Annotated in this window: 15 protein-coding genes and 1 riboswitch; of the genes, 12 read left to right on the top strand and 3 right to left on the bottom strand. The window is 33.6% G+C overall.

What is annotated here, in order from left to right; translation table 11 throughout:
* Positions 1 to 184 precede the first annotated feature (184 nt).
* Positions 185 to 1,087, bottom strand: coding sequence for a CvfB family protein (locus tag LQ622_RS00245; protein ID WP_126477863.1), 903 nt, complete (start codon positions 1,085 to 1,087; stop codon positions 185 to 187).
* 143 nt (positions 1,088 to 1,230) lie between these two features.
* On the opposite strand from LQ622_RS00245, the gene LQ622_RS00240 reads away from it, so the two are divergent.
* The 9 genes from LQ622_RS00240 to lysA all read left to right on the top strand — a co-directional run bounded on the left by LQ622_RS00240 (position 1,231) and on the right by lysA (position 12,055).
* Entirely contained in the window at positions 1,231 to 2,832 is a 1,602-nt protein-coding gene (locus tag LQ622_RS00240; protein ID WP_037588021.1) for an ABC-F family ATP-binding cassette domain-containing protein, read from the top strand.
* 807 nt (positions 2,833 to 3,639) lie between these two features.
* Positions 3,640 to 3,816: riboswitch (Lysine riboswitch) on the top strand.
* A gap of 86 nt (positions 3,817 to 3,902) precedes the next feature.
* Complete coding sequence (locus LQ622_RS00235; protein WP_126477862.1) at positions 3,903 to 5,105, top strand: aspartate kinase; 1,203 nt, start codon at positions 3,903 to 3,905, stop codon at positions 5,103 to 5,105.
* A 20-nt stretch (positions 5,106 to 5,125) separates the two neighbouring features.
* Complete coding sequence (locus LQ622_RS00230; protein ID WP_239761926.1) at positions 5,126 to 6,112, top strand: aspartate-semialdehyde dehydrogenase; 987 nt, start codon at positions 5,126 to 5,128, stop codon at positions 6,110 to 6,112.
* Between the two features lie 15 nt (positions 6,113 to 6,127).
* Entirely contained in the window at positions 6,128 to 7,018 is an 891-nt protein-coding gene (gene dapA / locus LQ622_RS00225; RefSeq protein ID WP_239761927.1) for a 4-hydroxy-tetrahydrodipicolinate synthase, read from the top strand.
* Positions 7,015 to 7,752 (top strand): 4-hydroxy-tetrahydrodipicolinate reductase, encoded by a 738-nt coding sequence (dapB, locus tag LQ622_RS00220; protein ID WP_037588027.1) that lies wholly within the window; start codon positions 7,015 to 7,017, stop codon positions 7,750 to 7,752. The genes dapA and dapB overlap by 4 nt, the downstream gene beginning before the upstream one ends.
* Before the next feature lies 1 nt (position 7,753).
* Positions 7,754 to 8,473, top strand: coding sequence for a 2,3,4,5-tetrahydropyridine-2,6-dicarboxylate N-acetyltransferase (gene dapD / locus LQ622_RS00215; protein ID WP_037588029.1), 720 nt, complete (start codon positions 7,754 to 7,756; stop codon positions 8,471 to 8,473).
* Between the two features lie 98 nt (positions 8,474 to 8,571).
* A complete protein-coding gene (locus LQ622_RS00210) occupies positions 8,572 to 9,720 on the top strand; it encodes a M20 metallopeptidase family protein (protein ID WP_239761928.1) in 1,149 nt (382 codons plus the stop codon).
* The gene (gene alr / locus LQ622_RS00205) at positions 9,720 to 10,790 is read left to right on the top strand and encodes an alanine racemase (RefSeq protein WP_126477857.1); all 1,071 of its coding nucleotides are present in this window, start codon (positions 9,720 to 9,722) and stop codon (positions 10,788 to 10,790) included. The genes LQ622_RS00210 and alr overlap by 1 nt, the downstream gene beginning before the upstream one ends.
* Positions 10,790 to 12,055: a diaminopimelate decarboxylase gene (gene lysA / locus LQ622_RS00200; RefSeq protein ID WP_049318892.1), complete on the top strand. Its 1,266-nt coding sequence runs from the start codon at positions 10,790 to 10,792 to the stop codon at positions 12,053 to 12,055. The genes alr and lysA overlap by 1 nt, the downstream gene beginning before the upstream one ends.
* 107 nt (positions 12,056 to 12,162) lie before the next feature.
* Here the strand turns inward: lysA and cspA are convergent, their stop codons facing one another.
* The gene (gene cspA, locus LQ622_RS00195) at positions 12,163 to 12,363 is read right to left on the bottom strand and encodes a cold shock protein CspA (RefSeq protein WP_016912585.1); all 201 of its coding nucleotides are present in this window, start codon (positions 12,361 to 12,363) and stop codon (positions 12,163 to 12,165) included.
* A gap of 168 nt (positions 12,364 to 12,531) precedes the next feature.
* On the bottom strand, positions 12,532 to 12,834 hold the full coding sequence (locus tag LQ622_RS00190) for a DUF1033 family protein (protein ID WP_239761930.1): 303 nt from the start codon (positions 12,832 to 12,834) through the stop codon (positions 12,532 to 12,534).
* A gap of 147 nt (positions 12,835 to 12,981) precedes the next feature.
* Here LQ622_RS00190 and LQ622_RS00185 point away from each other — a divergent pair, with 147 nt between their 5' ends.
* From LQ622_RS00185 to LQ622_RS00175, 3 genes are read left to right on the top strand one after another with little or no spacing between them, the layout of a single operon-like run.
* Complete coding sequence (locus LQ622_RS00185) at positions 12,982 to 13,251, top strand: acylphosphatase (RefSeq protein WP_037588038.1); 270 nt, start codon at positions 12,982 to 12,984, stop codon at positions 13,249 to 13,251.
* A 15-nt stretch (positions 13,252 to 13,266) separates the two neighbouring features.
* Complete coding sequence (locus LQ622_RS00180; protein WP_037588039.1) at positions 13,267 to 13,980, top strand: 5-bromo-4-chloroindolyl phosphate hydrolysis family protein; 714 nt, start codon at positions 13,267 to 13,269, stop codon at positions 13,978 to 13,980.
* Entirely contained in the window at positions 13,973 to 15,175 is a 1,203-nt protein-coding gene (locus LQ622_RS00175; RefSeq protein WP_239761931.1) for a toxic anion resistance protein, read from the top strand. Before LQ622_RS00180 ends, LQ622_RS00175 begins: the two co-directional genes overlap by 8 nt.
* Positions 15,176 to 15,343 lie beyond the last annotated feature (168 nt).

The following is a 15,343-nucleotide window of genomic DNA, read 5'->3' as shown; positions in this document are numbered from 1 at the left end:
TTGTGGTTTTCGCCTAATTGAATAGTCACGATCCAAATATTTAATTGTTTATTAATGTTCGATATTGTTACATTTATAATTTACAACGCTTTTTAAATTATGTCAATATTGTAATTAAATGGAATATAAACGCGCTAAAAAACCAAACTTAACTTCATTTAGAAGTGTCAGTTTGGTTTTATAATTAGTCTTCTTTTTTAACTTGAGCCCAACCTTTTTTAGTGATGGTAATTTTACCAGTCTCGATTGTGATCAATTTTTGTTTATATAATCTACCGATAGCACGTTTGAAACTAGCTTTACTCATATTAAAGACTTCTTTAATCGCTTCAGGGTTTGATTTATCCCAGAATGGTAATTCTCCGTCATATTCTACAAGCAAATCAAATATTACTTGACCATCTTCATCAAGCCTTTCATGTGCCAATGGTAAGAATGAACCATTTAATTCACCGTTTTCTTTTACGCCGATGATTCTAACGTCCATTTCTTCGCCTAGTCTTGGTTCATGTTTACGTTCTGATTCGTGTACAAATATTTTATAACCTTCTTCAGATAATAGGAAAGTACCTACTCTTAATAAGCGATATGGTCTTGCTGTTACATGTTGATGTAATAAAGATTCTTCAGCTGATTTGTACATCGTATCGACGATTGTTTCTGTTGCTAGTCTCGCAAACATTTGACTATTACTATCTATTCTAAGCGTACAGAATATCATGTCACCATTTTGTGGCCATAGTTCTTTAACTTTAGGTAGATCTTCCCATGGAATGAGTACTTCTCTAGGTAATCCTACATCAACTGCAGCACCATCACGGTCTACTCTCAATACTTTTACCCAATCATAACGGTCTTTTGTAATCGTTGGCATGTTTTGTGTAGCAAATAATTCTCCAGATCGGCTTGGATATACAAAGAAACTATAATCTTCACCGATTTCTAATTGATCGTCATCTTCGACTTCTGAAGCATTCATTTTAATAGGTTCGCTATTTGGTCCAAGTAAATGATAAGTTGAACCTTCCAATCTATCCACTTTTAAAAAGTCTATGCGACCTACAAGCGTATCTTTTTCGTGTGCCATGTCATTCTCCATTCATATGTTTTTCGTTTATTCATTATAACATGCATTTTGCTTCGTGTAACGACTGTTCAAACTCTTGCCCATTTTTGTTTTATTTATGATATAATTCATCGGTAGAAGTATTAATGAAAAGGAGTCATTTAATGTTACAAGTTACGAATGTAAGTTTACGTTTCGGTGATCGTAAGCTTTTTGAAGATGTAAATATTAAGTTCACACCAGGTAACTGTTACGGACTTATCGGTGCTAATGGAGCTGGGAAATCAACGTTCTTAAAAGTATTATCAGGCGAATTAGATTCTCAATCAGGTCACGTTTCACTTGGTAAAGATGAACGTCTAGCAGTATTAAAACAGGATCACTTTGCGCACGAAGATGAAAAAGTGATTGATGTTGTATTAAAAGGTCATGAAAAATTATGGCAAGTTATGACTGAGAAAAACGAAATTTATATGAAACCAGATTTCTCAGATGAAGATGGTATGCGTGCAGCAGAACTTGAAGGTGAGTTTGCTGAAATGAACGGATGGAATGCAGAAGCGGATGCATCTGTATTACTTTCAGGTTTAGGTATTAAAGACGAATTACATGACAAAATGATGTCTGAATTAGAAAACAACCAAAAAGTAAAAGTACTTCTTGCTCAAAGTTTATTCGGTGAGCCAGATGTTCTATTACTCGATGAGCCTACAAACGGTTTAGATATTAAAGCGATTGCTTGGTTAGAAGATTTCTTAATTAATTTTGAGAATACAGTTATCGTCGTATCACATGATAGACATTTCTTAAACAATGTATGTACACATATAGCAGACTTAGACTACGGCAAAATCAAACTATTTGTCGGAAACTATGACTTCTGGTATCAATCAAGTCAACTTGCTACTCAAATGGCTCAAGATCAAAACAAGAAAAAAGAAGAACGTATTAAAGAATTACAAGACTTTATCGCAAGATTTAGTGCGAATGCTTCTAAATCTAAACAAGCAACAAGCCGTAAGAAAATGCTTGAAAAAATTGAACTCGATGATATTCAACCATCATCAAGACGTTATCCATTTGTTAATTTCACGATTGAAAGAGAAATCGGTAACGACTTATTACAAGTTCAAGGTGTTTCAAAAACAATTGACGGTCAAAAAGTATTAAATAACGTTTCATTTACAATGAACCCAAATGATAAAGCTGTATTAATCGGAGAAAGTGAGATTGCTAAAACTACCCTACTTCGTATTTTAGCTGGTGAAATTGAACCAGATGAAGGAACAGTTAAATGGGGTGTTACAACTACACAATCATACTTACCAAAAGATAACTCAGATTATTTCGAAGGTATAGAAATGAACTTAGTTGACTGGTTAAGACAGTATGCACCACCAGAAGAACAAACAGAAACATTCTTAAGAGGATTCCTTGGACGTATGTTATTTAGTGGTGAAGAAGTTAAGAAAAAAGCAAGTGTCCTTTCAGGTGGAGAAAAAGTAAGATGTATGTTAAGTAAAATGATGTTATCAAACTCTAACGTATTATTACTAGATGAACCAACAAACCACTTAGACTTAGAAAGTATCACTGCAGTCAATGATGGATTGAAGAATTTCAAAGGATCATTAATCTTTACTTCATATGACTTTGAATTTATCAATACAATCGCTAACCGCGTAATTGAAATCAAAGAAGACGGCGCAATTTCTAAAGAAATCAGTTATGAAGAGTACTTGAGAGATCAAGGTGTTTATAACTAATTAGCATATATGGAACTGAGACATGAGGACATGTCTCAGTTTTTTTGTTTTTGGGGAAAATGAGGTAATGTGGGTTTTCGAGAGTTCAATATTGCAAGTGAGCGTCGACTAGCAATGTTCAGGCGTTCAATGTTGCAAGTGAGCGTCGACTAGCAATGTTCAGGTGTTCAATGTTGCAAGTGAGGGCCGACTAGCAATGTTCAGGCGTTCAATGTTGCAAGTGAGCGCCGACTAGCAATGCTCAGGTGTTCAATGTTGCTAGTGAGCGCCGACTAGCAATGTTCGAGAGTTCAATGTTGCAAGACAGAGCAAACAAGCAACATAGATATCCTCTATTTATCAAGACATGCCAAACAAGATAAATACTGCCTCTCTATTTATCAAGACTGACCAAACAAGATAAATACACCCCCTCTATTTATCAAGACTGACCAAACAAGATAAATACAGCCCTTCTATTTATCAAGACATGCCAAACAAGATAAATCCAGCCTCTCTATTTATCAAGACATGCCGAACAAGATAAATCCAGCCTCTCTATTTATCAAGACAGCCCAAACAAGATAAATACATCTCCACTTTTTTATAAATACACCACCCATTTCGTTCAAACCTCCCCATTTCGTTCAAACCTCCCCCATTCCTAAAAACTCCCTCCATCTCCTCCACACTCATCTAAAATGAATATGAATGAATATTAATATTCTAAAAGGATCATCCAAATAGTAAGAACTTTTTGAAATTATCAGTTTTCTCTCTTTACATCAATATTCTTTGTATGTATAATGAATGCATACCAATTGAATATGTTTTTGATGAGGCGCATCAATCATTAGTAACTCCCCCTATTGGACTGCAATCTTAAAGGAGTGAAAGGGTGCGATGCCGAAACATTATATTTTTGCAGAAATATGGTGTTGGACATTTAGGTTAAGAGCTAGTTGTCTGTCATTATCTTAAGAATAATGGAGTGCATCACTTGTATATATAAATTAAAACAAGTTCGAATGCCGAACTTGTTTTTTTATTTATATTACAGCGTTCGTCTCCGATTTATAGGAGGAATTATTTTGAGTCAGAGTGTTTTAAAATTTGGCGGTACGTCCGTTGGTGATTTTGACAAAATTAAAAATATCGCACATATGTTGAAATCACGTGTTGATAATGGAGAACAATTAGTAGTGGTTGTAAGTGCTATGGGTAAGACAACAGATTCTTTACTAGAAAATATTAGCTCACTTACGACGCAACCTAAAGATGAGCATTTAGCGATGCTTTTAACGACGGGTGAACAACAAACCATTTCATACTTATCAATGGTATTGAATGATATTGGTGTTCAAACGAAAGCAATGACAGGTTATCAAGCTGGTATTAAGACGATTGGTCATCATCTGAAAAGTAAAATTGCAGAAATTGATGCACTACGTTTTGAAGAAGCTTTTGAAACAAATGACATTCTTGTCGTTGCAGGATTTCAAGGTGTAAATGATCATCTGGAAATTACAACTTTAGGACGCGGCGGTTCTGATACAACTGCAGTAGCCATTGCAGCAAGTATAGATACATCTTGTGAAATATATACAGATGTTGATGGTGTATATGGAACAGACCCTAGAATTTATAAAGAAGCAAAGTTACTCAATGAAGTTTCATATGAAGAAATGATGGAAATGAGTGCTTTAGGTGCTGGCGTATTAGAATCTAGAAGTGTCGAAATTGCAAAAAATTATAACATACCATTATATCTTGGTAGAACATTATCAAACGTGAAAGGAACATGGATTATGCCACAAACAGAGATATTAGAGAAAAAAGCAGTTACAGGAGTCGCACTTGATACACATATGATTCATGTTACTTTAACTTATCCGATGCAAAATTTTGCATTATTACAGAAATTATTTGATTCATTAGAAGAACAATCAATGAATGTTGATATGATATCTCAAATTGAAAATCAACAAGGATTACAGCTTTCGTTTACGATTAAAGATTCAGACGTATATCAAATCGAACAAATCATTGAACAACTTACTGAGGAATACCCTCACTTACGTTACAAAATGAGAGATAACTACGCTAAACTTTCAGTAATCGGAACTGGCATGAGAGATATGTCAGGAATAGCTTCAAAAGCATTCCGTACTTTAATTAGTCATGACATCAACTTCTATCAAACAACAACTTCTGAAATTAGTATTTCTTATGTTGTTGATCGTGAATTAGGAGAAACTGCCGTTCGAACTTTAAGTGAAGCATTTAATATATAATGAATGATGGAGTGAACAAAATGACAAAATTAGCAGTTGTAGGCGCAACAGGTTTAGTAGGAGAAAAAGTATTAGAAGTATTAGATAGAAGAAATGTACCATTTGATGAACTTGTATTATTTTCATCACCTAGATCAGCAGGTAAACAAATCGAATTCCAAGGAAAAACTTATACTGTTGAAGCATTGACAGAAGAGAAAACAGATGGCAATTTCGATTACGTTATTATGAGTGCTGGTGGCGGTACAAGCGAGAAATTCGCCCCACTATTTGAAAAACATGGTGCAATTGTAATCGATAATTCAAGTCAATGGCGTATGCATGAAGATATTGATTTAATCGTTCCGGAAGTGAATGTACCTAAATTAAATCGAAAAATTATTGCAAACCCTAACTGTTCAACAATTCAATCAGTTGTACCTTTAAAACCTTTATTAGATCAATTCGGATTGAAACGTGTTGCTTATACAACATATCAAGCTGTATCAGGATCTGGTTTAGCTGGTCGTGAAGATTTAGCTAATGGTGAAAAAGGAGAAGAACCAAAGAACTACCCTCACCCAATTTATAATAATGTGTTACCACATATAGATGTATTTTTAGAAGATGGTTATACAAAAGAAGAACAAAAAATGATCGACGAAACTAGAAAAATCTTAGATCAACCTTCTTTAAATGTAACAGCAACTTGTGTGCGTGTACCTGTTCAAGACAGCCACAGTGTGCATATAAACGTAACTTTAGATAAAGAAGTGACTGTTGAAGATATTCGTAACTTATTTAATGAAGATGACCGTGTTGTCTTAGTAGATAACGTAGAAAATAATGAATATCCATTAGCGATTCTTTCTACTGGTAAAGATGAAGTATTCGTTGGAAGAATTCGTAAAGATGATTCTTTAGACAATACATTCCACATCTGGTGTACTTCAGATAATTTATTAAAAGGTGCAAGTTTAAATGCCGTTCAAGTGCTAGAACAAGTTTTAGAATTAAATAAAAAATAACGAGGAGTGTTCAGTATGTCACATATTTTTAACGGTGTGGGCGTTGCCCTTACAACACCATTTACAAATGAGGATGTAGACTACGAAGCCTTTGAAAATCATATAGAATTTTTAATAGATAATGGTGTTAAAAGTATTATTATTAACGGAACAACAGCAGAGAACCCTACCCTTACAACAGAAGAAAGAAATACATTATTAGAATGTGGGATTAAAAAAGTAAATGGCCGTGTTCCAGTTATTGCAGGTACAGGTACAAACAATACGCAAGCTTCTATCGATGCTTCCATAAAAGCTAAAGAATTAGGTGCTGATGCGATTATGTTAATCACACCTTATTACAACAAGACGAGTCAACGTGGATTAATCGCGCATTTTACAAAAATTGCGGATGAAGTTGCATTACCTGTTGTACTTTATAATGTCCCATCAAGAACAAATATGACGATAGATATTGAAACGGTGCTTAAACTAAGTGAAAATCCATACATCGTAGCTTTAAAAGATGCGACTGGAGATTTAGAATATGCAAAAACTTTAAAACAACATTTACCAAGTGACTTTGCATTATATAGTGGTAATGATGACAATATGTTGGATTATTATCAATTAGGCGGAGCGGGATTAATTTCAGTAGTAGCAAATGCTATACCACAAGAAACACAACAATTATATGATTATGTCGTTAATGATCAATTAGAACAAGCAAACACTTTAAATCGTGATATTACCGAATTACTTGATCACTTAAGTGTAGATGTTAATCCAGTGCCGATTAAGTTATTAACGTCTGAATTAGGTTTCGGTCGTTATGAAGTAAGATTACCGCTTGTTACATTGGAAGAACAAGAAAGAAACGTTTTAAGTGAAGCATTTACTAAGTTTAAAGATGGTGTAAAACAATGAAGATATTATTAATCGGATATGGCGCAATGAATGAACGCGTCGCAAGATTAGCAGAAGAAAGAGATAACGAAATTGTTGGTGTTGTCGTGAAGGATTCAACGAAATCATATCCCTACCCTGCTTTCGAATCTATTTCTGAAGCACCAGAAGCGGATGTGGCGATTGACTTTTCAAATCCTGAATTATTATTGCCTTTATTAGAAGAAGACTTCACATTACCTTTAGTTATCGCAACGACTGGTGAAAAAGAACAAATCATAGAAAAGTTAAAAGAAAAATCTCAGAACATGCCTGTATTTTTCAGCGCAAATATGAGCTATGGCGTGCATATACTCAAAGAAATTATTCAATATGCAGTACCATTATTGGAAGACTTTGATATTGAAATGTTAGAAAAGCATCATAATAAGAAAGTCGATGCACCAAGTGGTACACTCGTTCAACTATATGATGCGATTAAAGAAAAAAGAGCACAATCTGTACCAGTTTATGACAGACATGAATCAACTACTAAACGTGAACCTGCAGAAATTGGCATTAGTTCACAACGTGGTGGTACAATTGTTGGAGAACATCAAGTATTATTTGCTGGCCATGACGAAACGATTGAAATCACACATCGTGCGCAGTCTAAAGATATCTTCGCTAATGGCGCAATTAATGTAGCAGATGTTCTAGTTAATAAAGAAAACGGATATTACACATACAATAATTTAAATGAGGAGAGAATTTAACATGGTTAAAGATTTTACGGCAGAAGAAATTATACAATATATTAGTGAGGCAGAGAAAGTAACGCCTTTAAAGGTTTATGTAAACGGCACATTTGAAAATGTTGAATTCCCAGAGTCATTTAAAGTATTTGGTTCTGAAACATCTAAAACAATTTTCTGTGATGCTAAAGATTGGAAGAGCTTTTATGAAGCAAATCAATCAGCTATTACAGATTTAGAAATTGAACATGATCGTCGCAATTCAGCAATTCCATTAAAAGACTTAACAAATACAAATGCAAGAATCGAACCAGGTGCTTTCATTAGAGAACATGCAGTTATTGAAGACGGTGCTGTTGTAATGATGGGTGCAACAATCAATATCGGTGCTGTTGTTGGTGAAGGTACAATGGTAGATATGAACGCTACTTTAGGTGGACGTGCAACAACTGGTAAAAATGTACACGTTGGTGCTGGATCAGTATTAGCGGGTGTGATCGAACCACCAAGTGCATCACCTGTTGTGATTGAAGATGACGTATTAATCGGTGCAAATGCTGTAATTCTTGAAGGCGTTAGAGTCGGTAAAGGTGCAATCGTTGCAGCTGGCGCTATCGTAACTAAAGATGTTCCAGCTGGTGCAGTAGTAGCTGGTACACCTGCTAAAGTTATTAAACAATCAGCAGATGTTCAAGACGGTAAAAAAGAAATTGTATCTGCTTTACGTAATTTAAATCAATAATATCATTTTAGTCGGGGCGGGACTGCGATATCATTTTCCTTAAATGAAATTTCTATCCCGCTCCCTCTTTCTATACATAATACAAAGGACTGAGTTAAATGTCTGAATTAGAATTTGTGAAAAATACAAGAAGATACTTACATCAACACCCAGAGTTAAGTATGCAAGAATATGAGACAACTGCGTATATTGAAGACTTCTTAAAACAATTAAATATTCCATACGAACGCCCTATTCAAACGGGTGTCATTGGTTATTTGGAAGGCAATTCGAATCATACTATTGCGTATCGAGCGGATATCGATGCCTTACCTATTCAAGAAGTAAACGATGTACCTTATAAAAGTACGGTTGATCAAGTAATGCATGCATGTGGACATGATGGTCATACGACAGCGTTAATGCTTTTTACACAACGTTGTAAAGCTTTATATGATAAAGGTGAATTACCGCATAATGTCGTATTTATATTCCAACCTTCAGAAGAAACTGAAGCTGGTGCGAATCAATTAATCCAATCAAACGTGTTTGATAAATATAACATCGAGAAAATTTATGGCGTTCATATTATGCCATTTGAAGATGTCGGTACAGTAGCTTTTAAAAATGATGAAATTACAGCTAGTGCAACAGAGTATCGATTTTACTTAAAAGGAAGCTCAAGTCATGTTGCCAGTAAAGAAGATGGTAAAGCAGCATCAGAAGCGATGATGCATGTGCTATCTCAAGTTACACAAATTCAACAATTTCATTTAAATGGTTTAAATCGCAATATTGTTCATGTTGGACAATTTAATGTTGGAGAAGCCATTAATACCGTGCCAGAGAATGGTTACTTAGAAGGTACAATTCGTACATATGATACGAATGATCTTGAAATTGTTAAAAATCAAATGCAAAAAATCGCAGAAAGTGTTGAATTGTTATTTGGTGTTACATGTACAGTTGATTTTGCAGAAGGATATCCACCTACTACAAATGATGCACAATTATATGATGGCGTTAAAGAAGCTTTAATGAGCCTCGACTTAACATTACATGAACTTGAAAAGCCTTATTTATTTGGCGAAGACTTTAGTTTCTATCGTCAATTAGCACCAAGCTATTTTGTCTTTTTTGGAACACGCAATGTTGAAAAAGATTATATTTATGGTCTACATACAAATAGACTCAATTTCGATGAAGAAGTATTGATCAGTGTCGCTGATTACTATACAGCACTATTAAATCAAGGAGCGGACAAATAATGGTAGCACGTATTACGATTGATGAACAAAATTTTATAAAAAATGCTAAAAACGTTATTAAAGATAACAAAGTTATGGCTGTCGTGAAAAACGATGCTTATCATTTTGGATTAGAATTCGCAGTTAAATCCTTTATTCAGGCAGGTATTCAAACATTCAGTACAACATCACTTCATGAAGCGGTAAGAATTCGTGAAATAGATAAACAAGTAAATATCTTTTTGATGAATCCTTCTATCGAATTTGAAACATTAAAGGCACATAACATTGCGATGACGTTACCTTCATTGACGTTCTATCATAAACATTTAGAAGATTTAGCAGGCGTTAAATTACATTTAGAACTTGAAAATCTACTACACCGTTCTGGTTTGAAAGATCAAGATGAAATGTTGCAAGTACTTAAACATAATGAAAACTTACCTATTGCAGAGCAAGCGATTATCGAAGGTATTTGGACACATTTTGGATATGCAGATGAATTTGGTGGCGATGAATATGAAACAGAAAGACAAGCTTGGATTGATTGCTTATCATTTATATTAGACCATGGTTATGCCTTCAAATTTATTCACGCACAAAATAGTGCAAGTTATGTAAGAGAAGACGGATTGTTTAATCAACATACACATGCGCGTCTTGGTATTATACTTTATGGGTCAAGACCTTATAGTACCCTCCCTACTACACTTACTGAACAAAACTTTACAGTCACAGCTAATGTGATACAAGTTCGCCCTATTAAAAAAGGAGAAACTTGTGGTTATAGTTTCCAATATACAGCTGATAAAGATTGTAACATTGCTGTAGTTGATATTGGCTATGGAGACGGTATACTTAAGACAAGAGCGAAACATGATGCACTTATTAATCAACAACGCTATCCAATTAGAGGGTTGATGATGAGTCACATGTTCGTTGAAGTAGATGATACAATCCAAAGTGGTGATCAAGTCGTGATGTATAGTAACGATATAAGGATTGATGAATTTACATTTAAAGGTGTTGGTGCAAATTCTGAGCAAATCAGTGCATTAAACCATCATTCATTAATAAAGGAGATTAGATAATGACAGTTAAATATAATGACCAAGGTGTTCTTACAATGGGCAATGTATCATTACAAACGATAGCTGCAAGTTTTGGTACCCCTACTATCGTTTATGATGAGGAACAAATTAGAACACAATGTAGAAGATTCCATGAAGCATTTAAAGAAAGTGGCTTATCATATAATATCTCTTATGCTTCTAAAGCATTTAGTAGTATTCAATTGTTTAAATTGATGGCAGAAGAAGATATGGGGCTAGATGTTGTATCTGAAGGTGAATTATATACAGCTTTAGCAAGTGGATTTGACCCAAGTAAAATTCATTTTCATGGTAACAATAAGACGAATGAAGAAATTGAATATGCGATTGAAAGTGGCGTTGAATATTTCGTCATTGATTCATTAGATGAAATCACACGTATTAATAGATTAGCTTCTAAGCCTATTAAAGCTGTATTAAGAGTGAATCCTGGTGTTGAAGCACATACGCATGAATTTATACAAACTGGTCAAGAAGATAGTAAATTTGGTTTGTCTATTAAACATGGTACTGCACTTGAAGGTGTTCGTGCTTTGCAAGCATCAGATAAAATTGATTTTAAAGGAATTCACTTCCATATTGGATCACAAATTTTTGAAGCTGATGGTACAATCAACACAATCCAAATTGTATTTGAATGGTTAAAAGAACATGATATTGAGATTGATATATTAAATTTAGGTGGCGGTTTTAGTATTAAATATACTGAAGCGGATAAGAGTTACCCTATTGAAGATGGTATTAAATTGATTACAGATGCGATCAAAGAAAATAGTCAAAAATATGATATGGCTATTCCAGAGATTTCTATTGAGCCAGGACGTTCAATTGTTGGTGAAGCGGGTGTTACGTTGTATCAAGTAGGAACAATTAAAGAGATTCCTAATGTTAATACGTATGTATCAATTGATGGTGGTATGAGTGATCATATTAGAACGGCACTTTATGATGCACAATATGAAGCATTGTTAGTGAATAGAAATGATGAAGACACACATGACGTTACAATTGCTGGTAAGTTATGTGAATCAGGTGATTTAATCGGTAGAGATATGAAACTACCTAAATCTACAAAAATCGGTGATTATATAGCTGTATTATCTACAGGCGCTTATCACTACTCTATGAGTTCAAATTATAATCAAATGCTTAAACCTTCAGTTCTATTTGTTAAAGATGGAAAAGCGAGAGAAGTTATTAAGCGACAAACATTAAAACAATTAATTATGAACGACGTAAAATAATAAGCTGAAATCATGAAAATTTATTATTAAATAATAACAATATGATAACGCAAAAAGAAACCCTAACGATGTTAGGGTTTCTTTTTAGTCGTTCAAATTCATATATATTATAGTTTTACAACGTTTGCAGCTTGTGGGCCACGGTCGCCTTCAACTACTTCGAATTCTACTGCTTGACCTTCTTCTAAAGATTTGTAACCTTCTTGGTTAATTGCTGAGAAATGTACGAATACGTCATTTTCTCCTTCAATTTCGATGAAGCCAAATCCTTTTTCTGCGTTAAACCATTTAACTGTACCTTGTTTCATAATTGTGAAACCTCCAAGACTAAAATTCAATATGCGATATTCGCATATTACAAAAAACACAATTAATTAATAATGTTATTTGCAATATGGAATAACGATATTGCTATTTCTTATTATACGTCACAGAATATTCAAATGCAATACCATTTAAGATATTTTCAGAATTTATTATTTTGGTAATGGCGTATAAATTGAATTGTCATTTAATATAAGAATACTATAAAATATTTGCATATCTTCTTCGCAGTCTTCGCAATACGAAAGATCACAATTATTATAGAATGCATGTATATTATGTTTACCTACGAGTTCATTCGTAAACTTCGTTTGATATTGATTAAGTAGATTATGATATTGTCTAACCATTTCTTCATAGTCCTGACATTCAATTTCTTTAATGATATAGTCTTTCCAATCGTCAAACAGCCACCATCCCTCATAATCTGTTCGGATTGTTACGATTTTATACATCTTAAAATCTCCCCTATTTAGAAAATTGCCCTAGAGTTAATTTAAATCTTATTGAATATTAAATCAAGAAAATAGCTTGTGGATTTGTTTCTAATTATTAGTTTTTTTACACTGAACCCTTTATAATAAAGATATGAGGTGATAAATATGAACGGAAAACATATTAAAGTTTTTGGACGTGTACAAGGTGTTGGGTTTCGATTTTTCACTGCTCAACTCGCTAAGAAACATAAAATAGTTGGTACCGTTGAAAATGTCAGCGATTATGTAGAAATATACGCAAGTGGTGAAGAAGATCAATTAGAACAATTTATTAATGGTGTTATCCAGGGAGTAGCACCAGCTTCAGTTGTAGAAAATTATACAATCGAAGATACCACTTTAGATGAAAAAACTAAGCATTTCAAAACGTTATAAATTAGGAAGATGACAATGAAATATAATTTATCATATGTATTAGGTGCGTTATTAGCAGTACCTATATCATTTATTGCTTTTTTATTTAGTGTTTTTCAACTAGATTTAAATTTTCTTATAGATATGGCTGTATTTGCAGGCACTTACGTTATTAGCTTTTTACCAATCCAATGGTATAGTTCACGACGTTATTTAAAAGAAATGGGTTTAACACGTCGAGAATTCCATTTTATTAGAAAACAATTAAACGAAGCGCAGCCCAAATTGAAAAGACTTTATAAAAACTATATGCGTATTAGATCGTATAAAGAATTCAAGAACTTAAACGAAGTTGCTAAATTGGCACGTACAATTTATAACACAGTTAAACAGTCACCAGAGAAATTTTATAAAGTAGAAAGCTTCTTCTACTCTCACCTAGATAATACTGTGAATTTAATTGATAATTACACGCTATTACAACGTATGCCAAATAAATCTAAAGAAGAAAAAGCTAAACTTAAACAAACAAAGCTCACGATTGATGAAAATAAACGAACACTCGTTGCCGATTTAAAAGAGTTAAATGAATCGAGTTATCATCAATTAGATATTGAAATGGAACTTGCTGATATTGCTAAACAAAGAAATAGCTATAGAAAAGGCATTCCAGAATCAACGAAAGAAAAAGTGAATTTAACAAAAACTCATAAAAAATATGAATATGAAATGGAGCGTAACAATGACTGAAACGAATAAGAACTTATTTGACGACCTTATTGATGACCCATTTAAAGATTCATCAGAAGCGTTAACACCACAAACTTCAGAAGTTACAGAACAGCAAACCCCTTCTGATGTGACATCAACATACGAAAAGACATTCTCAGATGAAGATCAACGAAGAATTGACGAAATTGCTAAGCAGATTAAGCCATTAGATAATGATGGTCTTCTACTCTATGGTCAACAAGCACAAAATAAATTATCACAGTTCTCACATCAAATGCTGACACAAGTACAATCTAAAGATGTAGGACCTATTGGTAATTCATTAAGAAACTTAATGAATAAATTAAAAGAAGTAAATCCAGATGAATTACAAAAACAAAATCAATCTAGATTGAAACGTATTTTTAGAAGAGCTGAACGTTCTGTAAATGAAATGTTTAGTAAATATCAATCTGTTGGTGCACAAGTCGATCGTATATCTGTAGAATTGCAGAAATCACAAAATATGCTGATGAAAGATGTTGGCTTATTAGATCAATTATATGAAGAAAATAAAGCTTACTTTGATGCATTAAATATTTATATCGCCGCAGCAGAAAAGAAACGCGACGAGTTGAAGCAACATAATCTTGTAGAATTAGAACAAAAAGTTAAAGCATCTAATAACCAAATGGATGTGCAGGAACTGGCAGATTTACAACAATATATTAATAGACTAGAAAAAAGAATTTATGACTTACAACTTTCTAGACAAATCACATTACAATCTGCCCCACAAATCAGAATGATACAAAATATTAATCAAACTTTAGCAGAAAAAATTCAAAGTTCAATTTTAACGAGTATCCCATTATGGAAAAATCAAATGGCAATCGCGTTAACACTTTTAAGACAACAAGGTGCTTCAGAAGCTCAGAAAAAAGTAACAGATACAACTAATGAATTATTGCTGAAGAACTCTGAAATGTTGAAACAGAATGCGATTAGAACAGCTGAAGAAAATGAACGAGGCATCGTTGATATCGAAACATTGAAGACGACTCAAACTAATATAGTAGATACAATTCAAGAAACATTACGCATACAAGAAGACGGCACGCGCAAACGTCAGCAAGCAGAACAAGAATTACAAAGCTTAGAACAAGACTTAAAAACAAAATTATTACAACTCAAAGACGAACAGCAGCAATTGAGAAACACATTTAAATCATAAATAATAGACCCACCAACAAACTTCGCATTTGTTGGTGGGATTTTTGTGTGTAGATTTGTGGATGTGAGTATGAGAGTATTCGAGGTGTGCATTGTGAAGGCTTATTTAAGTGAATAGATTGCCTATGTCTTGGCTTAAGTATGGAATAAAGCCAAGAGATGGACCAAG

This window comes from Mammaliicoccus sp. N-M50 (assembly GCF_022386995.1).
GTDB lineage: Bacteria > Bacillota > Bacilli > Staphylococcales > Staphylococcaceae > Mammaliicoccus > Mammaliicoccus sciuri_A.
Note: the sequence above shows the minus strand (reverse complement) of the source record. Positions and strands in the feature narration are given on the sequence as shown.